The organism is Duncaniella muricolitica (assembly GCF_910574735.1).
Classification (GTDB): domain Bacteria; phylum Bacteroidota; class Bacteroidia; order Bacteroidales; family Muribaculaceae; genus Duncaniella; species Duncaniella muricolitica.
This window is the reverse complement of record NZ_CAJTCF010000022.1, coordinates 26,180-51,329: the sequence shown is the minus strand read 5'-3', so window position 1 is coordinate 51,329 and position 25,150 is coordinate 26,180. Positions and strand designations below refer to the sequence as shown.

The 25,150-nt window shown below is 55.0% G+C and carries 16 protein-coding genes and 1 pseudogene; 12 read left to right on the top strand and 5 right to left on the bottom strand.

Annotation, left to right across the window (positions count from 1 at the left end; all coding sequences use genetic code 11):
- Positions 1-118, top strand: a pseudogene (locus tag QGT73_RS06625) (IS982 family transposase); the annotation flags it as partial.
- A gap of 20 nt (positions 119-138) precedes the next feature.
- On the opposite strand, the gene QGT73_RS06620 reads toward QGT73_RS06625, so the two are convergent.
- From QGT73_RS06620 to QGT73_RS06600, 5 genes are all read right to left on the bottom strand, one after another.
- The gene (locus QGT73_RS06620) at positions 139-780 is read right to left on the bottom strand and encodes a hypothetical protein (RefSeq protein ID WP_280121907.1); all 642 of its coding nucleotides are present in this window, start codon (positions 778-780) and stop codon (positions 139-141) included.
- Between the two features lie 319 nt (positions 781-1,099).
- Positions 1,100-4,636, bottom strand: coding sequence for a pectinesterase family protein (locus QGT73_RS06615; protein ID WP_280121906.1), 3,537 nt, complete (start codon positions 4,634-4,636; stop codon positions 1,100-1,102).
- 129 nt (positions 4,637-4,765) lie between these two features.
- The gene (locus QGT73_RS06610; RefSeq protein WP_280121905.1) at positions 4,766-6,742 is read right to left on the bottom strand and encodes a KUP/HAK/KT family potassium transporter; all 1,977 of its coding nucleotides are present in this window, start codon (positions 6,740-6,742) and stop codon (positions 4,766-4,768) included.
- Positions 6,743-6,864: 122 nt separating this feature from the next.
- The gene (locus QGT73_RS06605; protein ID WP_280121904.1) at positions 6,865-7,797 is read right to left on the bottom strand and encodes a mechanosensitive ion channel family protein; all 933 of its coding nucleotides are present in this window, start codon (positions 7,795-7,797) and stop codon (positions 6,865-6,867) included.
- Between the two features lie 326 nt (positions 7,798-8,123).
- Complete coding sequence (locus QGT73_RS06600) at positions 8,124-9,398, bottom strand: clostripain-related cysteine peptidase (RefSeq protein WP_280121903.1); 1,275 nt, start codon at positions 9,396-9,398, stop codon at positions 8,124-8,126.
- Positions 9,399-9,796: 398 nt separating this feature from the next.
- Between QGT73_RS06600 and QGT73_RS06595 the strand changes: the two genes are divergently transcribed.
- From QGT73_RS06595 to QGT73_RS06545, 11 genes are all read left to right on the top strand, one after another.
- Positions 9,797-10,015 (top strand): hypothetical protein, encoded by a 219-nt coding sequence (locus tag QGT73_RS06595; RefSeq protein ID WP_280121902.1) that lies wholly within the window; start codon positions 9,797-9,799, stop codon positions 10,013-10,015.
- A gap of 35 nt (positions 10,016-10,050) precedes the next feature.
- Positions 10,051-11,457 carry an MFS transporter gene (locus QGT73_RS06590; RefSeq protein ID WP_280121901.1) on the top strand — a complete coding sequence of 469 codons (1,407 nt, stop codon included), beginning with the start codon at positions 10,051-10,053 and terminating at the stop codon, positions 11,455-11,457.
- 38 nt (positions 11,458-11,495) lie between these two features.
- Entirely contained in the window at positions 11,496-12,593 is a 1,098-nt protein-coding gene (locus QGT73_RS06585) for an endo-1,4-beta-xylanase (RefSeq protein WP_280121900.1), read from the top strand.
- A 78-nt stretch (positions 12,594-12,671) separates the two neighbouring features.
- A complete protein-coding gene (locus QGT73_RS06580; protein ID WP_280121899.1) occupies positions 12,672-13,049 on the top strand; it encodes a GxxExxY protein in 378 nt (125 codons plus the stop codon).
- Between the two features lie 112 nt (positions 13,050-13,161).
- Entirely contained in the window at positions 13,162-14,154 is a 993-nt protein-coding gene (locus QGT73_RS06575) for a glycoside hydrolase family 43 protein (RefSeq protein ID WP_280121898.1), read from the top strand.
- A gap of 141 nt (positions 14,155-14,295) precedes the next feature.
- Positions 14,296-15,258: a CgeB family protein gene (locus QGT73_RS06570; protein WP_280121897.1), complete on the top strand. Its 963-nt coding sequence runs from the start codon at positions 14,296-14,298 to the stop codon at positions 15,256-15,258.
- Positions 15,255-16,493 (top strand): protoporphyrinogen/coproporphyrinogen oxidase, encoded by a 1,239-nt coding sequence (locus QGT73_RS06565; RefSeq protein WP_280121896.1) that lies wholly within the window; start codon positions 15,255-15,257, stop codon positions 16,491-16,493. Before QGT73_RS06570 ends, QGT73_RS06565 begins: the two co-directional genes overlap by 4 nt.
- Before the next feature lie 370 nt (positions 16,494-16,863).
- Positions 16,864-18,855 (top strand): alpha-glucuronidase, encoded by a 1,992-nt coding sequence (locus QGT73_RS06560; RefSeq protein ID WP_280121895.1) that lies wholly within the window; start codon positions 16,864-16,866, stop codon positions 18,853-18,855.
- Positions 18,856-19,275: 420 nt separating this feature from the next.
- Entirely contained in the window at positions 19,276-20,994 is a 1,719-nt protein-coding gene (gene recJ / locus QGT73_RS06555; RefSeq protein ID WP_280121894.1) for a single-stranded-DNA-specific exonuclease RecJ, read from the top strand.
- 57 nt (positions 20,995-21,051) lie between these two features.
- Positions 21,052-22,959 (top strand): RecQ family ATP-dependent DNA helicase, encoded by a 1,908-nt coding sequence (locus QGT73_RS06550; RefSeq protein ID WP_280121893.1) that lies wholly within the window; start codon positions 21,052-21,054, stop codon positions 22,957-22,959.
- A gap of 181 nt (positions 22,960-23,140) precedes the next feature.
- On the top strand, positions 23,141-25,147 hold the full coding sequence (locus tag QGT73_RS06545) for an Ig-like domain-containing domain (protein WP_280121892.1): 2,007 nt from the start codon (positions 23,141-23,143) through the stop codon (positions 25,145-25,147).
- Positions 25,148-25,150 lie beyond the last annotated feature (3 nt).

Genomic DNA, 25,150 nt, shown 5'->3' with positions numbered 1-25,150 from the left:
GTCTTTCGCTAATTTTATCACCAATGCCTTGAGTGCTATCGCTGCTTACTGCTTTTTCCCAAAGAAACCGTCTATCTCTTTGGAGTTTGTGACAGATAACCAGCTAACTTTGTTCTGATTGCTTATATCGAACTCACGTTACTTTACGTAAACTTTCTCAACCTTGTTGCCCTGACGACGGATATAGAGACCGTTGGCAGGATTCTCAACGCGGATACCCTGAAGGTTGAAATACTCAACAGGTGCATTGGCATTGTCTACATTGATGTCGCTGATAGCAGTTGAACCTCCGGCATAAGATACTGCGTAGAAGTTTACACCGCCACCTGCATAAATAAAGATGGTAGTAGGTGTTGTTCCTGTATAATTTGCAGAAACCTTATCTACATTTTCAGTTGTAGCTTTGCCACTTCCTATCACATTTTCATAAGTTCCCTCTGCAATAGAAACTACACGGTTAGGATCACCACTACTTGCAGAGCAACAAATTGTGCTGATAGTGCAAGGTCCGGGAACTTCAAACTTCATGACACGATTAGTCGCAGAACTTTTACCACCAGTCTGCAAACGCATGGTATACTTCACATCCTCAAATGTTTTATTGTTGGCAGTAATTTTCATTGATCCAACAAACTCCATACCATCAATTGTATTGTTATTCACTTCTGTCACACCGGCAAACGCGCCCTCTCCAAAATTCCAAGTCTTTGAAACGGGAGCTTCGGCTGAAGCTGAAAGTGCCATTACGGCTGCTGCAAAAAGAGTAAAAATTTTCTTCATAAGCATTTGTTTTTTGATATTAAATAACGGTTATACGTGTGTGTTTAAGGTTGATGATTGTGAGTGTGTGCAGGTGTGTTTTCAAAACTAATGCTTGAAATGCTTTTTTCACAATATATTAGCAAATTTACGATAAAAAACCACCCGTCACAATTTTTTAACCCACATTAACACTATCAATCTGTTATCCACATGACTTTCACTAAAAAACCGCTGTCCATGAGATAGCATGAATACCATAACAGGGACAGCGGTCAAGAATCGGTCAGCCAGATGGCTGTATATTCCTAAAACAATCTTCTTTTTTAGAAATCACATATTACTTTATATATACCTTCTCCACGGTGTCACCCTGACGACGTATATAGATGCCATTGGAGGGGTTGGCCACGCGTATGCCCTGAAGGTTAAAGTATTGTATTTCGCCCTCGTTTATGTCAGCTCCAACAGAGTCGATGCCGGTAGTCGTGTCGACAGCCACGTCGGAGAGATGGCCCTGCGCTCCGTTGGCATTGATAGCGCGGACGGTATAGTCAGGCATGGCCTCGCGGGCATTGGAGAGCGTATAGGATGTCGATGTGGTATAGTCAATCAGTTTTCCATCGGCATATATCATATAACCGGCGGCACCGTTTACAGATTCCCAGGTAAGCACACCGGGCTTAATCACGGGAGAGCCGGGGGCGGGAAGCTCGGCTGTAAGCTCGGTGGCAAGCCAACTGTCAGTGCTTCCGAGTACATTCTCCACAGTGAAATATCCCACATATTGCTCAGGCAGCACGGGCGAATATGAATTGATGCTGGTGGGAGAGTTCTTACGTACAGAGAGATCGAGCAGGTTGCCGGAAGCATCCTTGGAGCCGTATTCGAAGAAATGGGTGACAAGAGTGCCCATCGGACCCCATGCGCCATTATCTGGCTTGGCTTCCATTGTAGTATTGAGGAAGAATGCACGGGGCTCGTTCTGCCACGGACGGCCGAGACTATAGTCACCCTGGCCCTTGATCACACAATTGGAGAATACATAACCGTGCTTGAGCGAAGGCGATGTGGAGGGAGCTGTTATATATCCACCGGCGATTTCATGAACGATAGTACAGTGGTCATAGAAGTGGTCACCGCCTCCGCATATGTAGTCGACCGAACCGTGGATAGTACAGTTGAGATAATAACCGCGCTCGCCTGTCACCTGGGTGTCCTGGATACTCTGGAGTGTGACGTTTTTCATGATGTCGAGATTACCTCCATAATGAGCCACACCGACGCCGCCACGCTGGGGCTTGCCAAAGTCAAGATCATTGCGCAGGGTTAAGTTCTCCATATAGATATTGGTGGAATAGCGGGTGGAGAATATCGGGTCGGAGATGCCTGTCTTGGTGCCGTGGATCAGCACTCCCTCACGGCTCTCGCCGATGAGGCTGACGTTATAGCGGTTATTGATGAGAAGCGCGTCCGAACCGAGGTCATAGTCTCCGTCATGTATATATATCACGGTAGTTGCAGCATCGGCCGATGAGTTGGTCGCGCCAAGTGAAGCCACGGCGTCGCGAAGCTGTGCCACAGTGCTTACCTCGATGAAGCGGTCGGCGGAAATAGCCTCTACAGCAGCCTCCGAACCGATGTTGAGAGTGGTCTTGTGATCCTCGGTAGTCTTGTTGCCGAATACATCCGAAGCTGCACCGGCAGGTATCGAGACGACAACATCCGTATTCCAGGCAAGATTCCACAAGGGGAAGCTCAGTCTGGTGCCTCCGCCATAGGCTATTACCTTGTTGCCGGCCACGGAAATCTCACAATCGGTCATCTCGCGGTCAAAAGAGAATGTCACCACGGCATGGTTACGTCCTTCATAGGGGGTCACTGCGATATTCTGAAGTTGCGGAGCTGTAGTCGGGGTTATCTGGTCATACACAAATTCAAACCACATGACAGGCTGCTGTCCATCCTCAAAATCTATTACAAACGGTGTGCCGGCCACATGATTCTCGACATTGACCACAAGGTCGACAGGACTGGTATTGCCCTGGATAAAATATCCGTTGGTGGGACAATACACCTTAGCTCCCTCACTGGTCACCGAGGTGACTTTACCGGCCTTATAGTTATCATAAAGCTGGTGAAGTATGAGCTGTTTTACCTTATGATAGCAGGGTGCGGTCACGGTGGTGGCCTGAGGCTTCAGTTTGAACTGCTTGCCATCCCATCCGTCATTGCAGGGGTTGACTGTGTAGAGTCCGTTGCTCCATGAGCCATCTGCCTGCTTGAGTGCTCCGTCATATTTTATGACAGTCGACTTGTCGGTGTCGGCGGGAGTATAGAGGTGTATGCCGTCGACGGTGAACTCAAACGATTTGCTTACGCTTCCGGCCTTGCCGTCAATCTGATAGGTGGCTTTGGTGCCGTCCATGGATTTGAGCACGGCTTCGGCGGTAGAATTGTCGGCAAATGTGGCCGTAACGACAGGTATCGAGGTGAACACCATATCGCTGACGGTCAGCCCGGGGGTCTGGGCATTGACAGCATCGAGCACATCGGCCCCGACACCTGTACCTCCGATATTGAGGCCGGTCATCACGATGTCGCCTATATGGAATATGCGCATTGTATAGACAGTCTTATAGGCAACCACACTGCCCTCTTCGGGCGTGAGTGTCACGGTGACGATAGTCTCTCCGTTGGCCGCAGGAGCGGGCACTGAGTATCGGCCGTCGGCAATCTCGGTCACAGTGACATTCTCACCGTCACTGACTGCTGTGACCGCAGTAGAGCCATGCACGCGGTCAAACGATAATGTGACATCGCTGCCGTCATACTCCATCGGGAGATTACAATTGTAATCGTAACCCTCGCCGGCAGTCACGCTCTGGCCTTCGATGGCAAAATTGCGCACGCAGGCATAGTGGTCAGCCACTCGTTTGAGCTCCACATCCTTAAAGTTAAGGATATAACCGTCATGCTCGGCTTTGAAGAGGATTTTGAGCACATTGTCACCCTTGGCCACTTCACCCTCGAGATGCACGGTGGCAGGGGTGTAGTTGCCGAGATTTTCTATAGCCCATGAGGTGGAGGCTGTGACATTGTTGTCCTTGTCAGCGACTGTGACCAGGGCCGTACCCTCGCCGCTGCGAGATATGCCCCACACGAGGTCATACACACCGGCTTCATCACACACGATATTATATGAGCCCGAGCAGTCATTTTTGACATAACCGACATTTCCGGCACTTTCAACCCTCATGCCTGTATAATTGCCTTTTTTAAGCGAGATAGGGCCGGGGATATGGTCTCGGGTGTCGTTGATGCCGGCATAGAAGCCCATCTTGCCCCAGTTGCCGGCATAATTGCTGCCCTGGAGATCGGAGGTAGTCAGCTCAAGTGTGTAGTTGCCCACGGCAAGCGGCTCGGTGAGAAACCATTCCCAGTTGTAGGTGCGGTTCCATGCGCCGGTGTTGGGTATAGGATTCTTGGTCTGTGCCACAACGTCACCGTTATTGTCACGAAGAGTGAGATTGATGGTGCAGGTGCCTTTGTGACCTGTCGACATTTTGAATGTATAGGGTTGTGCCACACTGTTTTCAAAAGCAAATGTGACTTTGGTCTTTGAACCTGTGCTTCCGAAACACTGATCCGCACCGGCAGAGCCTTCGACCTTTGCATTCTCATATGTCGCCAGAGTGAGGTCGATGTAAGTCTCCTCGGGGGTAGGGATTGTAAACTTGGCGTCGACTGCCCGTGAGGCTGAGCGTCCCACTGCCGGGACCTGCGGCTCAGACAAGACCGAGCCCGCCGCATAAGCCATTCCGGCCGTAACGGCAAGAGAGGCGATGCCGACAAGCACCTTGTTGATTTTGTTCATGGTAATAATTAAGTAAAAGTAAAAATGTATTATAATGATTCGATAAAAGTTTTCAGGTTTTTCATGTTTATATGCAAAGATATGGTAAAAAATTTGACACTTCGGGGCAAATTTTATCGGATTATCCGGCTACGACTCCGAAATCATGTCATCTACCACAGCCGTTATGCGGCGCATTGGGGTGGTGTTGATGACCAGCGGCACTGTCTCGGAGGTGACGATACTGGTGTCGAGGCCCAAGGCCTCCTCGTCGGTCAGGCCCAGACGGCTCAGCAGGCGGTGGAGGTTCATGAGCCGCACTGTTGAGGGGCTGCACGAACTGTTGGGCGAAAACACCCTGTGGATGACGATGAAATGAAAGTCGCCGGCTATGCCACGCCGCCGCAGCGAGGGATAGGTGCTGGTGAGATCAAAGCGGCCCTGAGCCACGAGGTCCTCGACTATCTGACGCAGATAGACTGTCACACGCGGCGAGATGCGAAATCCGAGATACATCCTCACGTCATAGAGCGTGTCGGGCACTACGGTCCTCACTTCATACTCGAGCGTGTCGGGCGCGTCGGTATAATCTATATGTATCATCCAGTAGTGGTCGGCGCGTTTGGGCTGCTTGTTGATTATCGAATAGATGATTTTGCTCTCGACAGTGCCGTTGGCCGGCGCGCCTGAGAGATAGATGAGATTGGAGGCATACTTGGGTATCTCCGTGTCGGCCTTGAGATCGGTGATGACTCCGGCATAGTCGTCAAGCCTCACATACTCAAGCATGGAGCGACGCACTCTCACGCCCTTGCGCCACCCTATCATTACAAAGCATACAACGCCGGCAATGAGCATGGTAAACCATCCGCCGTGGGCAAACTTGAACATATTGGCCACGAAGAAACATCCCTCCAGGGCCACATATCCCCCGAAAAATATGCCGACTACCCATCCGGGAGTGCGGTGCAGACGCAGATAGACGCCAAGGAGCACCGTGGTCATGAGCATGGTCACGGTGATGGCCAGTCCGTAGGCCGCCTCCATATGGGCCGACGAGCGAAACACGAGCACCGTCACTATGCAACCCGCATAGAGCGCGAGGTTGACGGCGGGGATATAGAGCTGACCGCGGTGGTCGGAGGTGTGCTTGATGACCATACGCGGCCAGAAGTCAAGGCCCATGGCTTCGCTGAAAATGGTAAACGACCCGCTGAGCAGGGCCTGGCTCGCGATGACAGCCGCGCATGCCGACATCACAACTCCGGCCACGACAAACCAGTCAGGCATAATCCCGTAGAAAGGGTTGACGGCAGGGTCGATGTCGCCACGGCGGGCTATCATCCACGCGCCCTGTCCGAGATAGTTGAGTATGAGCATTACTTTGACAAAAATCCAGCTCACCGCTATGTTGAGGCGGCCACAGTGGCCGAGGTCGGAGTAGAGAGCCTCGGCTCCGGTGGTACACAGAAACACCGCGCCCAACACCAGAAACCATCCCGGATAGGCCACCAACAGCCTCACGGCATACCACGGATTGAATGCCTTGAATATCGCGGGACACAGGTGGACACTCGCCGCCCCCATGACTCCGAGCATCAGAAACCACACGAGCATATAGGGCCCGAAGAGGCGGCCGATGCTGCCGGTTCCGGCCCGCTGCATGAGAAATATGAGCGAGATTATGGCTATGACTATGGGCACTACGGGGATGGACGGGTCAATGGGGGCGAGCCCTTCGATAGCCGAAGTCACGGTCATGGCGGGCGTAATCACACCGTCGGCTATCAGGGCGGCCGCGCCTATGGCTGCCACAGCATAGAGCCATCGCGCACCCCTGCGTCTCAGCAGCGAGTAGAGAGCCAGGATGCCCCCCTCGCCCTTGTTGTCGGCCCGGAGGGCTATGACCACATATTTGAGCGTAGTCTGGAGCGTTAGCGTCCATATCACACACGACACGGCTCCGATGATATAGTCGGCGTCATAGGCGGGATTAACACCCATTATGGCCTTCATCACATAAAGGGGCGACGTGCCTATGTCGCCGAATACTATGCCCATGGTGACGAGCAGCCCCAGGGCCGAGAGGCGATGGAGCGAAGAGGCTGTGGCGGCTGAAGGTTTCATAGCTGAGAGGACGTGAGATTGCGACAGGAGGATGCCACTCGGGCCCTAAGCCCGGTGTCATCCTCCTTGTATAACCGTTCAGTCACCGCGAGGGTTCACATCCCCTCACCGCCCCGTCAGTCTCAATTCATGTGGACATCCACCTGCGGGAAGGGGAAGGAGACGCCGGCCCGTTCGGGCAGACGGTTGTAGATGGTCTCGTTCATATCGAAAAACACACCCCAGAAGTCGTCGCTTCTGACCCAGGCGCGTATAGAGAGCGTCACGGCCGAGTCGTCGAGCGAGGCGAGATATACCGCAGGGGGCACCACTCCCTCGCCCGGAATCGGCTCGGAGAGCACACGCGGGTCGGCGGCAAGCATCTCGAGTATGGCCTCGCGGGCGCGCTCCACACTGTCGCCGTAAGAGATGCCGATCTTCCACTCCACACGGCGATAGTGCTGGGTGGTGGAGTTGTTGATGGCCCCGGTGGAGAGACCGCCGTTGGGTATGATGATAGTCTTGTAGTCGGGGGTGGTGATGATGGTCGAGAACATCTCGATTTTCTTGACCGTTCCGGCAAATCCCTGAGCCTCGATGTAGTCACCCACCTTGAACGGTTTGAGGGCGAGGATAAGCACTCCGCCGGCAAAGTTCTGAAGCGTGCCGCTCAGTGCCATGCCTATAGCGACACCGGCCGAGGCGAAGAGCGCGAGAAACGAGCTGGTCTCTATGCCGAGGATGCCGATGACAGCCACGATGAGTATAAAGTAGAGCACTATCCTCACAAAACTCAGCACAAACGTCAGCAACGAGGCTTCGACATTGCGTCGGCGCAGCAGACGGTCGGTGAAGTTGTAGAGACGGTTGATGATAAACTTACCGGCATAAAACACCAGTATTGCAGCCGCGAGCGAAATGGCGAAGTGGGCCAGGTCGGTGGCGATTGCGTTGATAACCTGGTCAAACGACATGTTTTTAAACTGTGAGAGTTCTTCGGCGGGATTGGGGAGATCAACCGACGAGGCATCCGCCCCGTGCGCTCCCATAATTGCATCAGCTATTGGATCAAACATAATTATTACTTGGCCTGCGGCCAAAGGTTATAAGGTTATTACTTGCTCTTCGAGCAAAGGTTATAAGGTTATCAATAAGTCTTGTTTATTTGGCCTTCGGCCAAAGGTTATGAGGTTATTACTTGCTCTTCGAGCAAAGGTTATAAGGTTATGAGGTTATAGGGTTATCAATAAGGTCAGTCGCTATGCCCCTGAGGGGCATAGATTATAAGGTTCTGTCGGTCGTTCATTAGGCCCATCAGCCCCATTCGGCCCATTTGCCCCATTTGCCCCGGAAAACACCCCGCAGGCCTAACCTTATAACCTTATAACCTCATAACCTTTGCTCAACGAGCAAGTAAGTAAGCAGGAGCTACAGAGACCACATCCTTCCACCATTGGAGAGTATTGTAGCCGCGCCACGAGATGTCGGAGGGCTGGTCGATGGCAAAAGAGCCGAGTCCGCAATAGCGGTAAATATACAGATTGCCTATGCCGTTACGCGTGGCAGCCCCATAGACCACCACCTTGCGCCACTGTGCTTGCCATGCCTCGAGCAGAGCGAGCGACGCGGCATGCTCCTTGTTGGCCTCGTTGTCGGGATTGTCAGGGTCATCGGGGTCCTTGCGATGCGTCGTGGTGGTGAAATACTCCATAAGGTTGTCCATATCATAGACATACCCCGCGTCATAAGGCTTGTTATAGCGTTGTATCTCCGACACCCACGGATCGATTACGGTCACCGTCTCATAGATGTCCCTTGTCACGGCGGCAAGCCCCTCCAGCTCGGTAATATTGTAGACAGCTATCTGACAACCGTCGTCATAGCCGTTCTCGTCAGCCTCATAAAATTTATACGTATTCTCGGCCATCCTGACCACGGCATCCTCATCGGTCAGCTCCGGGTCAAACATCACAGGCACATTCCTGTCATAAGGCATACCGTCGATGCTCAGTTCGGTCGGCGACGCCACAATCCAAGGCGTGATGTCGCGCAGCTCATAGATAGTCTCGACATTGCCCATGAGACAGCAGTCAAAATAAATGAAGGCAAAACGCTCGTCGGCAAGCGTCCGAGCCAGCGACTGCACCGTGATGTGATAACCCCGGTCGTCACCAAAAGCCCTGTAACGGTCGTCATTCTCATTTATCCCGCCGAGCCACCCGTTGGCATGGCTCCAAAGCACCAGCCCATACTCATTGGCCGGCGCGATGCTCTTCATGTCGTCCATCACAAGGCTTATGCGCTCGGGGTCGACCGAATATATTGACGGATCATCGGGATAGGTCTTGACCACTTTGAGACCCTGCTCGGTGATTTCGAGCATCTGCGGAGGATTGCCCGACGCGGTCTTCGGACGGTTGTGATACACCAGCAGGCGTCCGCCGTTGAGCGCGCCGCCCTTCACACCATCGAGCATCTCGCGTATGTCGGCGTCGTCACACCCCAATTGGGTGCCGAGACTGTTGTCAGCCACCATATACACGAGCACAGTCCGGCCCACCGTCGCCACAGGTCCGGGCGCAGGGTCAATGACATCGTCCTTTTCATCAACACACGAGGCCGAAAGAGTCACGAAAGCAAAAAGCAATGATGTGAACCGTATTATAAAATCTCGCATTACTTACACAATTTTTCTTTTAAAGCACACAAAGATAGTGATTATCGGCATAATATAGAAACCGGAGTGTGTAAAATATGACACATCCCGCGCCTGCGGCCGTCAAGAGTTAGAATTGTCTTATTTTTCACACTGTTTTTTATATAATTTTGAACATATTTTGTTAATAACTGGAAAAGGCGCGACTACTCCAAACATTAACGCTGCGGACATCCGCAACCTGTAATCCCGCGGGGGGTGTATCCTATAGCTAAAACGCCGTCACGATACATCCCCTCGCTTTATATTCTACCTTTAGCCCCTATTTTATATCTATTTGCGCCACCGTGGAGACAAAAAGAAAAACATTTGAAATATGTGTAAACGTCACATATGACTATAATTCATAAATTTGCCTTATGAAGTCCCTACTAAGCCTCCTACTGTTGTTAACCGTCTCACTCACCGCCGCTGCCCGGTCCGAATCACGGCTTGAGCGACACCCCGACGGCTCGGCCACTCTCGTGGTCGACGGCCGCCCTTACATTATAATAGGTGGCGAGACCCACCAGGGACGCCACGTGCGCATCGGAGTGGACGAGTTCAAGATACTCCACGTCACCCTCTACCCCTACTGACACCAATTAATCGAAAACTATTACCTTAAAACCATATGAACGCAACCACCGCAACTACCAGGCAATCCAAGGGCTTCTACAAGCTCTCCATGCTGCAATGTATCGGATTTGGCTCCGGCGACCTCGCCCAGAACCTCATCTACCAGACCATCAGCATGTATCTTCTCTTCTTCTACACCAACGTCTACGGGCTCGACCCGGCCGTAGCCGCTGTTATGTTTCTCATAGTCCGTATCGTCGACGTCATCTGGGACCCCCTGGTGGGAACCTTTGTCGACAAGCACGACCCTAAACTCGGCAAATATCGCGCCTATCTCATTCTCGGCGGCATACCTCTCACTGCCTTTGCCATACTCTGCTTCTGGAACGGCTTCTCAGGCTCACTCTTCTATGCCTACTTTACCTACGTCGGCCTCTCCATGTGCTATACGCTCGTCAACGTGCCTTACGGCGCGCTCAACGCCTCGCTCACCCGCGACACCGCCGAGATAACCAAACTCACATCGGTGCGCATGTTCATGGCCAATGTCGGAGGACTCGCCGTAGGCATGGGCATACCTATGATACTCAAATACTTCGACCCCTCCGAGACCACCGACATGTCCATGAGCGACTCGGCATGGTTTGCCACCATGACCCTCTACGGTTGCATCGGCCTCGCGCTGCTCATATTCTGCTTCAGCCAGTGTCGCGAACGCGTGGTCATGGACAAGAGCGAGACCGAAAACGTCAAAGTCTCCGACCTCTGGATGGAGTTTGTCCACAACCGTCCCCTGCGTATCCTCGCCTTCTTCTTCATCACCGCCTTCGCCATGATGGCCATAGGCAACGCAGCCGGAGCCTACTACATCAACTACAACCTCTCAGGCTCGGCCGAAGAGCTCTCCATCTTCATGGGCCTCGGCTCCATTCCGGCCTTCATATTCATGCCCATGATACCCGCCATCAAGCGCATGGTGGGCAAGAAAGGCATGTTTTACATCTTCCTCGTCACAGCAATCATCGGCATGGCCATGCTCTATGCCATCTCTGTCATCCCGGCCCTCCGTAAGCACATGTGGATGGTCTACATGGCCCAGTTCATCAAATCGACAGGCGTCATCGTTGCCACAGGTTACATGTGGGCACTCGTCCCCGAAGTAATCTCGTTTGGCGAATACACCCACGGCCGACGCATCTCCGGCATCGTCAACGCCCTCACCGGCATCTTCTACAAAGCCGGCATGGCCCTCGGAGGCGTAGTGCCCGGACTCGTGCTCGCCTTTGTCGACTTTGACAAAACCGCCGCCACCCAGACCCCCTTTGCCGAGCAGGGCATCCTTTGGCTCGTGGCTGTCATCCCCGCCATACTTCTCGCGCTCGCAATGTTTATCATCTCGCGCTACGAGCTCGATGACGACGTCATCGACCGCATCAACCGCGAGATCGAATCGCGCTCCTGACAAGTTGCTACATCATCAACTCACCAATCATTAACAATATGAAACACCTTCTGACCCTCCCGCTGCTCGCGCTGCTTGCATCGTGTGCATCGAGCGCGCCCGGAGACAAACCTCTCAAAGAGGCCTTTGCTGACAACTTCCTCATCGGAGGAGCCATCAACATGGACGTCGTCAACGACAACGACCCCAAAGGTGACTCCATAGTCACACGCCACTTCAACACCATAGTGGCCGAAAACTGCATGAAAAGCGAAAAAATCAATCCCGCCGAAGGCGTATATTACTGGGACGACGCCGACGCATTCGTGAAATACGGCCGAGACCGTGGCATGTTTATCGTCGGACACACCCTCATATGGCACTCACAGCTCGCTCCATGGTTTGCCGTCGACTCGCTCGGCCGGCCTGTCACCCCCGAAGTGCTCAAAGAGCGCATGCGCACCCACATATCCACAGTCATGAACCGCTACAAAGGCTGCATACAAGGCTGGGACGTGGTCAATGAAGCCATCCTCGACGACGGCTCCTACCGCCCGTCGCCCTTCTACGACATACTCGGCGAGGAATTTATACCCCTCGCCTTCCAATACGCCATGGAAGCCGACCCCGACGCCGAACTCTACATCAACGACTACTCCATGGCCGCGCCCGGCAAACGCGACCGCTACGTGCAGTTGGTCAACGACCTCAAGGCGCGCGGACTCCGTGTCGACGCCATCGGCATGCAGGCCCACATGGGCATGGACTATCCCGACATAGCCGAGTTTGAGAAATCCATCAAAGCCTTCGCCTCGACAGGTGCCAAAGTCATGATTACCGAGTGGGACATGTCGGCACTCCCGACAGTCAACACCGGAGCAAACGTCTCTGACACCGCAGCCTATCAGGCAGCCCTCAACCCCTATCCCGACGGACTCCCCGACGACGTGGCCGCCCGATGGAACGACCGCATGCGTCAGATGATGGACCTCTTCATTGCCAACGCCGACGTAATCTCGCGCGTCAACGCCTGGGGCACCGACGACGCTTCTTCATGGAAAAACAACTGGCCCGTAGCCGGCCGCACAGAATATCCCCTCCTCTTCGACCGCGCCTACAACCTCAAGCCCTTCCTCCTCCCCTACACCACCCGCTAACCGGCACTATACTAAGATACAAAAGTTTCATAAGGACAAAAGAAACATAAGTTTTTCATATCTCATAACCTCACGTCCATGGATACCGAAAACCTGATCAAAGAAATTGTGGACTCAGCCATCACTGTCAAACGTACTCTCGGACATGGATTTCTTGAAGCCGTATATCACAATGCCCTCATGTTTGAATTGCAACACCGAGGATACAAATGTGAGAAAGAAAAAGACATAAAGGTATACTACCTCGACCGTATAGCCGGAGCATATCGTGCCGATTTGATAGTCGAAGGAAAAGTAATCATCGAGATTAAAGTCGCAGACGGCATAGCTCCGGCACATGAATACCAACTTGTCAACTATCTGCGTGCGACAAACATCGAAGATGGATTGATTATTAATTTCGGCACTTTCCCGGTCGGCTTCAAACGCAAATTCCTAAACAAAAAAATTAGCTGAAATTAAAAAACTTATGTTTCTTCTGTCCTTCTGAAACTTTTGTATCTAAAAACTTTTGTCCTTTTGTATCCCCTATACCCCATATCTCCCATATCTTTAACCCGATTATTTTATGAATCCACTCCAACCCGACAAACGTTATCTTTTCCCGGACGACTACATGGCCGATCCGAGCGTACACGTATACAACGGCAAGATTTACATCTACCCCTCCCACGACTGGGAATGTGAAAACGTCGAAAACGACAACGGCGACCAGTACGTCATGAAAGACATGCACGTACTCTCCATCGACGGCGACCCCATGACAGGCAAAGTCACCGACCACGGCAAAGCCCTCGACATCGCCGACATACCCTGGGCCGGACGACAGCTCTGGGACTGCGACTGCGCCGAAAAAGACGGACGTTACTACCTCTACTTTCCCCTCAAAGACCAAAACGACATCTTCCGCATCGGAGTAGCCATAGCCGACCGTCCCGAAGGACCCTTCATACCACAGCCCGACCCCATACGCGGCAGCTACTCGATTGACATCTGCGTGCTCCCCGACGCCGACGGACACTATTATCTCTACTTCGGCGGACTCTGGGGCGGACAGCTCCAGCGTTACCGCGACAACAAAGCCCTCGAGAGTGCCGACCTCCCCGAAGGCGACGTCCCCGCACTCCCCAGCCGATGCGTGCGCCTCACCGCCGACATGCTCCAGTTTGCCGAAGAGCCTCGTCCCATCGTAATCCTCGACAAAGAAGGCAACCCCCTCAAAGCCAACGACCCTCATCGCTTCTTCGAAGCCTCCTGGGTGCATAAATACAACGGTAAATATTACTTCTCCTACTCCACCGGCGACTCCCATCTGCTCTGCTACGCCATCGGCGACAACCCCTACGGCCCCTTCGTCTATCAGGGCGTAATCCTCACCCCCGTCGTAGGCTGGACCACCCACCACTGCATCATCGAGTATGAAGGCAAATGGTATCTCTTCCACCACGACAGCGTACCCTCGGGCGGCAAATCATGGCTCCGCTCCCTCAAAGTATGCCCCATCACCTACGACTCTGAAGGCCACATCCTCACCATCGACGGAGGAGGAGATTCTTTATAGTTTAAAAAGTAATGAGTTTAAAAAGTTAAACATCTCAAGGTCTCTCATCCGTAGCTGTTACTGACAAGAGAACCATGACACATTTTAACTTTTTAAACTCATTACTTTTTTAACTACAAAGAATAAATTACCTTTGCACCTATGATACAGCTATCAGGCATACTGTCACGGCGCAAGGTAAAGCACAGACCCTCGTGGCATCTAGTGTTTGAGTGGGAGGACGAGATTTCGCGCGCACTTTCACTCCCCGTCCACGCCCCCGCCCGTCCCGGATGGTGGGCGCGCTCACTGGCCCGCAGGCTCGGGCTGAAATGTCCGGCAAGACACTTTCACCCAATGCTCGAATTTGTAATGATAGCCACCCCCGACAACCGCGGCCGTTACAGCCGCCACACAGTGCCATGGATTATCGACTGGTTTCTACCCGACAGCGACCTGCCGGCATTTCTCCACTCCACGCGCCACTGTCAGCAAGTGCTCATATCAAGCCGCGAAGCCTACGAACGGCTCACAGCCAACGGAGCCGACCCCGGCCGCTACCGCCATCTGCCGCTATCGCTCCCCGACCGCTACCGTCTCGACCCCTCGGCCCCGATGCACAAAGACATCGACCTCGCCCTGGTTGGACGCAACACAAGCCGCCTGCTCGAGTATGCCCGACGCTACGTCGACTCACACCCCGGGCTCCGCGTAGTGGTCAAAGGCCCCAAACGAGGCGGACACCCATGGGTCTACGACCTCGAGGGACACCCCGTGGCCGACATCGACAGCCGCCAAGACTACCTCGCCCTCATGCGACGCTGCCGCCTCTTTCTCTACTCCACTCCCGGCATCGACGACGGCAAACCCACCCAAGGCTTCTCCCAGGTAACACCACGGTTTCTCGAAGCCCTCGCCTGCGGCTGTCGGCCGATAATGCGCTATCCCGACAACCCCGACACACGCTACTACCGCCTCAGCGACTTCGGGCCCTCGGTCGACACCTATGCACAGTTTGAAGCCGAGGCCGACCGCCTGCTCTCCATCCCCCTCGACCTCGACGCCATAGCAGCCTACCTCGCTCCCCGCTACACATCACAGGTAATCAAAAGCATCTTATTATGAAACGCATAGCCATCATAGGAGCCGGAGTCAGCGGCCTCACCATGGGCCGTCTGCTCGCCCCGCGCGCTACAGTCACCATCTACGAATCCGACAGCCGCCCGGGCGGACTCATCAAGTGTGACCGCGTGGAGGAGAGCCTCTTCCACACGTGTGGAGGACACGTCTTCAACACCCGCCGACAGGAGGTGCTCGATATGTTCTGGAGCCTCTTTGACCGCGAACGCGACTTCGTAAAGGCCGACCGCAACTCGGCCGTCAGGATGCCCGACGGTGCCGAGATTCCCTACCCGATCGAAAACCACGCCTACATGCTCGACGACGACACCCTCCACGCCGTCATTGCCGACGTGGCACGCATGAGGGCCGAAGCCGACGAGCCCCATAACTTCGAGCAATTCCTCCGCAAACAGTTCGGCCCCACCCTCTACGACCTCTACTTCGGACCCTACAACCGCAAGGTGTGGCGGCGCGACCTCTCCTCTGTCCCCCTCTCATGGCTCGAAGGCAAACTCCCGATGCCGACACCCGAGGAGATAATCTACAACAACATACGTCGTGTCAAAGAGAAAGCCTTTGTCCACAGCACCTTCTACTACGAGCGTCGCGACGGCTCGCAATTTCTCGCCGACACCCTCGCCCAAGGTCTCGACATACGTTACAACACTCCCGTCGAGACCCTCACCCTCACGTCTCAGGGCTCCTGGGACATCAACGGCACCCCCTATGACACTGTGATATTCTGCGGCAACATACGCCAGCTCCCCTCCATGCTGCGCGGACTCGACATCTCGGGCTACACCTCAGCCATCGAAAGCCTCGAGTCACACGGTACAACATCCGTATTCTGCGAGATAGCCCCCAACCCTTATAGCTGGATCTATCTCCCCGACTCACGCTATGACGCCCACCGCATCATATGCACCGGCAACTTCTCGGCCACCAACAACGCCCCCGGCCACATGACCGCAACCGTCGAATTTACCGACTCCATATCACACGACGAAATACTGCGCCAGCTCCCCTCCATACCATTCTCGCCACGTTACATCACCCACCGTTACAACCCCTGCACCTATCCCATACAGCACGCCGACACACGCAACATGATTTCATCGCTGTGCGACCGTCTGGCTCCCGCCGGCCTATATCTCACAGGCCGCTCGGCTCTCTGGGAATACTTCAACATGGACGTAGTCATGGACTCGGCCATCCGACTCGCCGCCCGCATCAGCTAAGAGGGGTTGCAGAACACCCGAAAGCAGTACAAAAGCAGTTAATATGTAGACTGTTGTAGCGAGGAAAGGCCCGTAGGGCCTGTGCGAACTTAGGCCATGGCAAGCACCCGCGCAAGCGGTGCGCAGCCATGGTACAGAACAATTATCCACAGCATGTGCCGCGTAGCGGTACAACAATATAAGCGCATCAAAACATTAATTTGTAGTGACTATGGATGACCGCATAAAATATCGACTGTTTGACATCCTTGGGGCTATCGACGAGATTGAATCTTTGGAGAAGCAAGTCCTGACACGTCCATTTATAGAATAAAGCCGGTTGCGGCTACTTTTATTCCTTCCTAACCCTCTGTATCTATCCCTACCAATCATGACCACAGTAATCAAGACCCTGCTGTCTGCCTGCCTCATATGCTCCTGCCTCACATCACAGGCCGTGAACGACGTCACATTCAACAAAAAACGTCTGTCACCCACTCTTGAGCTCGCACGTCAGGAACTCACCGCCCCCGACATACTCCCCGACATAACCCACATCAGAGTCGAGACCCGCAGCCGCCCCTCCGACGGAAACGACAGCTACGAAATCACCCGACAGGACGACCGCATCACCATCACAGCCCCCACCGACCTCGGCGCACTCTATGGCGCATATCATCTGGCCCGGCTATCGGCCTCCGGAGCGCAAATACCCTCTCACATCGCCGAGTCACCGGCTTTCGCCCTGCGCATACTCAACCATTGGGACAATCTCGACGGCACCATCGAGCGCGGCTATGCCGGCCGCTCGATGTGGAAATGGGACGAGCTCCCCGACGTCGTGTCACCGCGATATGCCGACTATGCCCGACGCAACGCAAGCATCGGCATCAACGCCACCGTGCTCAACAACGTCAACGCCTCGCCCCTCATCCTCTCCACCCCCTATCTCCACAAAATCAAAGCACTGGCCGACACATTTCGCCCCTACGGCATAAAAGTATTCCTGTCGGTCAACTTCGCCTCACCCATGGCCCTCGACTCGCTCCCCACAGCCGACCCTCTCGACCCGGCCGTACAGAAGTGGTGGAAGCGAAAAGCCGACGAAATCTACAGTCTCATCCCCGACTTCGGCGGTTTTCTCGTCAAAGCCAACTCCGAAGGCCAGCCCGGCCCGATGGATTTCGGCCGCACTCATGCCGAGGGAGCCAATATGCTCGCCCGTGCCCTGCGACCTCATCACGGCATAGTGATGTGGAGGGCATTTGTCTACTCACCCATCGACGCCGACCGCGCCAAGCAGGCCTATATGGAGTTTCAGCCACTCGACGGCCGCTTTGACCCCAACGTCATAATCCAGATCAAGAACGGCCCCATCGACTTCCAGCCCCGCGAGGCTTACAGTCCGCTCTTCGGAGCCATGCCGGCCACTCCTCAGATGGTGGAGTTTCAGGTAACGCAGGAATACCTCGGCCATGCCAACCACCTGGCCTTTCTCGCCCCCATGTGGCAGGAATTTTTCAGTCAGGTATCGCCCGCCTCGCTCAAAGCCGTGGCCGGAGTCGCCAATGTGGGCGACGACCCCAATATGACAGGCCATCCGCTGGCCGACGCCAACTGGTATGCCTTCGGACGTCTGGCCTGGGACCCCACGCTCACCCCCGAAGCCATCGCCGGCGAGTGGATTGACTCACGGCTCATCGACCCGGCCGAGACTCCGGCCGACATACGCCGCAGCCTCATCGACATGTTCACCACCTCGCGCGAGACAGTGGTCGACTACATGATGCCGCTCGGACTTCACCACATCTTCGCATGGGGCCATCATTACGGCCCCGAGCCCTGGTGTGACATCGAGGGCGCGCGTCCCGACTGGATGCCCTCCTACTATCACCGCGCCGACAAGGCCGGACTCGGTTTTGACCGCACACCCTCGGGCAGCGACGCCGTGTCGCAATATCCCGACTCCCTGCGTTCCGTCTATACCGACATCTCGACATGTCCCGAAAATCTCCTCCTGTGGTTTCACCACGTCCCCTGGAACCACCGCATGCAGTCGGGCCGCACCATGTGGCAGGAACTGTGTCACCGCTACGCCTCAGGAGCCGCACGTGCCGCACACTATCAGCATGTTTGGGCCGACGCACGCCCCTATGTAAACTCAGCCATATGGACCGACGTCAACCGCCGTCTGGTCACACAGGCCCGCGACGCCCAATGGTGGAAAGACGCCTGTGTGCTCTATTTCAGCCAATTCTCAGGTCAGGCACCCACGCCCGAAGTCTACCCCATCCATCATACCCTCCCCGACCTCAAGAACATCAACCTCGGCATAGACAATTACACCAACCCCTCGCCCACCCTGCTCGACTCACTCCGATAATCCCGTCCACGGAGCCGCGACATACGAACAACAAAGAGCGCGGGAGTGATAATTCTCATATCGAAATTATCACTCCCGCGCTCTTGCATTTTATACCTTTTTGTTGTCATATTTTTCCACACACCGACACTGAGATTAACATTATTTATATGTATAATGTGAGTATTTCTGTGTAACTTTGCAAAAGAGGGTGAATAGGCTCATGCCGATTCGTGCCCTCTCGTGACCCGACTCTCCCCTCGCCCCCTTTGTTCAGGACTCTGACTGAGGGGAATAGCCGTATATAACGGACTGTAACCTCGCGAAATGCAAGATTTAAAATGACCTTCCGATTTTTCCATTTTAAATTTTCCATCTTCCACACCTCTCCCTCATCCGGCCCGGTGCCGCCCTCTTTGGAAAAAGAAAAAAACTACATAAATGACAAGTAAATGGAACTACTGTCCTCTTACATCCGACGAGCAAGAAGCGGAATCCCGACTGGCGCAACGCTATTCGGGCACTCCGCCTGTTAGCGAGCTGCTGGCACAACGGGGCATATCCACAATCGAGGAGGCTGACAAATTTTTCTACCCCTCGCTCAAGGATCTGCACGACCCGTTCCTCATGCCCGACATGGACCGGGCTGTGGAGCGGCTCAACCTCGCCATGGGGAGGAAAGAAAAAATAATGGTCTACGGAGACTATGACGTGGACGGCACCACTGCCGTGGCTCTCGTCTACAAATATCTGCGTAACTATTACTCTAACATCGAGTATCACATACCCACTCGCACCGAGGACGGGTATGGCATCTCGCGCGCCACTATCGACATGGCCGCCGAGAGCGGCGTGCGTCTCTTCATCATACTCGACTGCGGCATCAAGGCCACCGACGAAGTAGCCTATGCGCGCTCACTCGGCATCGACTTCATCATCTGCGACCACCACGTGGCCGACGATGTGCTGCCCCCCGCGGCGGCCATCCTCAACCCCAAGCTCGAAGGCTCGACCTACCCGTGCTCACATCTCTCGGGCTGTGGCGTGGGCTATAAGCTCATGCAGGCCTTCGCCATCTCCAACTCCCTCCCTATGGGTGACCTCGAGGGACTGCTCGACCTTGTGGCGGTGTCAATCGCCGCCGACATCGTGCCGATGGTCGGTGAGAACAGGATACTCACCTACTATGGTCTCAAACGACTCAACTCCAATCCCAACATGGGCCTGCGCGCCATCATACGCACCTGCGGACTCTCGGGCAAGGAGATTACCATCAGCGATGTAATATTCAAGATCGGGCCGCGCATCAACGCCTCGGGACGTATGCAGAGCGGCAAAGAGGCCGTCGACCTGCTCGTGAGCCGCGACATGGCCGATGCCCTGGCAAGAGCCAAAGAGATCGACGGATACAACCAGGACCGCAAGGAGCTTGACAAGCAGATAACCGAAGAAGCCAACACCATACTCGAAGAGCGCGACGTAAGCCATTCGCAGAAAAAGTCGATAGTCATCTACAACAAAAACTGGCACAAAGGCATCATCGGCATCGTGGCATCGCGTCTCACCGAGCTCTACTACAAGCCGACCGTAGTGCTCACCCATGCCAACGGTCTGGCCACCGGTTCGAGCCGTTCGGTGCAGGGTTTTGACGTCTACAGTGCGGTCGAGTCGACCCGCGACCTGCTCGAAAACTTCGGCGGACACACCTATGCGGTAGGCCTCTCGCTCAAGGAAGAAAACATCCCCGAGTTCACACGCCGGTTTGAGGAATATGTCAGGACCAACATACGCACCGACCAGCTCACGCCCCAGCACGACATCGACGCCTATCTGACATTCAGCGAGATAACGCCCGAGTTTCTCACGCTGCTGCGCAAGTTCAACCCCTACGGACCGGGCAACTCCAAACCGGTGTTCTGCACCCTCCGTGTCAAGGACTTCGGCACCAGCAAACTCGTCGGCAAGCAGGGCGAGCACATCAAACTCGAAGTGGTCGACGACACCTCGGGCAAAGTCTACAACGGCATCGCCTTCAACTCGGCCGCCTACTTCCCCCATATCCACGCCGGCAAGCCGTTTGACATCTGCTACACCATCGAGGAAAACAAGCGCAAGACATCCCACTCCGTACAGCTCCTCGTAAAAGGAATCCTTTGTTAATAATTAGTAATTAATAAAGGGATTACTAATTGCTAATTACTAATTACTAATTACTAATTGAAACTAAGTGTCCTGAAGCAATATTGGGGTTATGACGAGTTCCGGCCCATGCAGGAAGAGATAATCGACTCTGTGCTCGCCGGACACGACACCCTCGGACTGCTCCCCACAGGGGGCGGCAAGAGCCTCACGTTTCAGGTGCCGGCACTCATGCTCGAAGGAGTGACCATAGTGGTCACGCCACTCATCTCGCTCATGAAAGACCAGGTGGACAACCTGGCCGACCGCGGCATAAGGGCCGTATTGTTTCACTCCGGACTCACACCGCGCGAAAAAGACCTCGCCATGACGCGATGTCGTCTCGGCAAAGCCAAGATTGCATACGTCTCGCCCGAACGCCTTCAGAACGAACACTTTCTCGCCGAACTGCGCTCACTCACCGTCTCGCTGCTCGTGGTCGACGAAGCCCACTGCATATCGCAGTGGGGCTATGACTTCCGCCCCTCCTACCTGCGCATAGCAGCCCTGCGGCGCATAGTAGGCCCTCACGTGCCGGTGCTCGCGCTCACCGCCTCGGCCACACCCGAAGTCACGGCCGACATCATGCGCCACCTGTCGTTTGACAAGCCGCGAGTCTTTGCCCGTAGCTTCACACGCGAAAACCTCAGCTACATAGTGCGTTATGCCGACGCCAAGGAGCCGACACTCATGCGCGTGCTCCTCAACACCTCAGGCACCTCCATCGTATATGTGCGCTCGCGACGCCGCACCCGCGAACTCGCCGCACTCCTCTCCGACGCCGGCATCTCGGCCGAAGCCTATCACGCCGGTCTCGACCCCGAGGACAAAGAGATGCGCCAGGACCGATGGAAACGTGGCGAAGTGAGAGTCATGGTGGCCACCAACGCCTTCGGCATGGGCATAGACAAACCCGACGTGCGCCTGGTGGTGCACTACGACCTGCCCCCCTCGCTCGAAGAATACTATCAGGAAGCCGGACGCGGCGGACGCGACGGCAAGGAGTCGCTCGCCGTGGTCATAGCCTCGCGCTCCGACAAGGGACTGCTCACACGGCGCGTCAACGAAGCCTTCCCGCCCAAGGACTTCATAGCCCACGTCTACGAGATGGCAGGCAATTTTCTCAACATCCCCGTGGGCGAAGGCTACGGGACTGTATGCCAGTTTAATTTCAACCTTTTCTGCGACACATTCAGCCTCCCGCCCGTCACCACTCGCAGCGCGCTCCACATCCTCACACGCGCCGGCTATGTGGAGTATATCGAAGAGACCACCTCGCGCTCACGCATCATGGTGACAATGAAACGCGACGACCTCTACTCGCTGCGTCTCGACCCTGACACCGAAGAAGTGTTGCAATGCGTGCTCCGGCAATACACAGGCCTGTTTGCCGACTATGTATACATAAGCGAACTCACGATAGCCGAGCGTCTGCGCCTCTCGTCCGAGCAGGTCTACAACTCCCTGCTCACACTCGGGCGCATGCACGTAATCCACTACATCCCCCGAACTACGACACCCTATCTCGTCTTTACCACCTCGCGCGAGGAGCCGCGCCACATCATCATCCCCATCGACGTCTACGAGCGTCAGCGCGAACGCATGGAGCAGCGGGTCAACGCGATGAAGGAGTTCGTGTTCAACGCCTCGGAATGCCGCGCCAACACATTGCTGCGCTATTTCGGCGAATCGCCGGCCGAGCCGTGCGGCAAATGTGACGTCTGCCGCTCGCGACGCCAGGCCCGGCGCGCCGATGCAGAGCAGTCCGGCCTGCGCGACGCCATCATCTATCACGCCTCGCGCCCCGGAGGCACCGACGTCAGCGAGACAGTCGACACCCTCGCGCCCCGCTACGGACGCGACACCGTCATACAGGCCATCCGCGACCTCGCCTCACAGTCGGCAGTCATCCTCCGCGACACCCGCATCACTCTGAGGGCACTGTAAGCGGGGTGTACTATCTCATTAGTACACCCCCGCACGCCATCCGCCCCAAAGGCTTTGAGGGTGTCCTAGCCGGGTAGTACACCATTCAATCTATCGTTTTTTAAAACAAAATAGGGGGTAAATGTTGTTTTTTTAGTACTTTTGCAAGATAAACCCTCCTAACAGGCAGTTTTTAAAGACGATGCATCCTATCAAGCAGTTAAGATTGCTCCTTGCAATGATTGCGGCAGCCATGCTGGTGGCCGCCTGTGCCAATATGGGCCGGCCCGAAGGTGGCCCGCGCGACGAGCTGCCTCCCGTGTATGTGCGCTCCAACCCCGCTATGGGCCAGCTCAATGTCAAAGGCAACAAGATAACAGTCGAATTTGACGAGAATATCGCTCTTGACGACGCCATGAACAAGATAGTCGTGTCACCGGCCCAGCGCACCACCCCCGCCATATCGTCAAACGCCAAGCGCGTGACCGTGGAGCTGCGCGACACACTGCTGCCCAACACCACCTACACCATCGACTTTGCCGACGCAGTCAAAGACCTCAACGAAGGCAATGTACTTGACGGTCTGGCCCTTGACTTTGCCACAGGCGACACCATCGACACCCTGCGCATCTCGGGCATGGTGTTTGAGGCACAGACGCTCGAGCCCGCCCAAGGCATGCTCGTGGGCGTATACTCCAATCTCGAGGACTCGGCCATACACACCTTGCCGATGGACCGCATCACCAAGACCAACCAACTGGGACAGTTCACCATACGCAATCTCAAGGAAGGGACCTATCGCATCTTCGCGCTCAACGACGTGAACCGCGACTATCACTGGGACCGCTCGGAGGACGTAGCCTTCTATGACGTCACCATCAGTCCGACCGCCACCCCGACCACCGTGACCGACACCCTCGTGCGCGAGAACGGACAGCGCGACTCGCTCGTGACCCGCGACGCCACCCGTTATCTGCCCGACGATGTGCTCCTCACATGGTTTAACGAAGGATATTCCTCGCAATATCTCAAGGACTACAAACGCCCCGAGCGCAACAAGATAACCTTTCAGTTCGGCACCAAGGCCGATACCCACCCCATAATCCGTCTGCTCAACACCCACCGCGCAGGCGACGAAATATCCACTTGGAGCATGCTCGACGCATCGCCCACACTCGACACGCTGACCTACTGGATAGCCGACACCTCGCTCGTAGCCCTCGACTCCATCACCCTCGAGGCCAGCTACATGCGCACCGACACCAACGACTGCCTGAGCTGGACCACCGACACCCTGCGCTTCAACATACGCTCCGTCAAGAAAAAGGAGGAAAAGAAAAAGAAGAAAAAAGACGAGGAGGAGGAGGACTCCATACCCAAGATACCACATATGGACCTGCGCGTATCGTCAGGCTCCAGTCAGGAGCTTAACCGCGGACTCGTCATCACCGGAGGCACTCCGATAGTGAGCTTCGACACCACGGCTGTGAAACTCGAGATGCAGGTCGACACACTGTGGTATCCCATAGAGCCGCCGCGTTTTCACCGTCTCGACTCGCTCAAGCCCATGACCTACACCGCCCCCTATGAATGGGAGGAGGGCACGAAATATCGTCTGACGGTCGACTCGGCCGCCGTGCATGACATCTACGGGCTCGACAACGAACCGCTCACCCATGAGTTCACCACCAAAAAGAGCGACGACTACTCGACCGTATCGTTCACCATCACCGGACTTGACGGACGTCCGGCCATAGTGGAAGTGCTCAACACGTCCGACAAACCCGCCGGCTACGCCCCCGTCGAGGGCAACATAGCCACCATAGCCTATCTGCCGCCCGGCACCTACTACGCACGCCTGTATATCGACGCCAACGGCGACGGCAAGTGGACCACAGGCTCGCTCTCCGACTCCATACCGCGCCAGCCCGAGGAGACATATTATTATCCCAAGAAGCTGACTCTCAAAAAGAACTGGACCATCGAGCAGAGCTGGGACATCAACGAGCTGCCCGTCGACCAGCAGAAGCCGCAGGAAATCAAGAAAAACAAGCCCAAGCGCAAGAAGGGCGACCCCGAGGAGCCACGCAACGGTGACGAAGAGGAAGAGGACGAATTTTTTGACGACCCCTTCATGAACAACGCCACCCGCAACGGCAATCTCACCAACGGCAACTACAACTATAACACCAATAACAGATATTTTTAGACA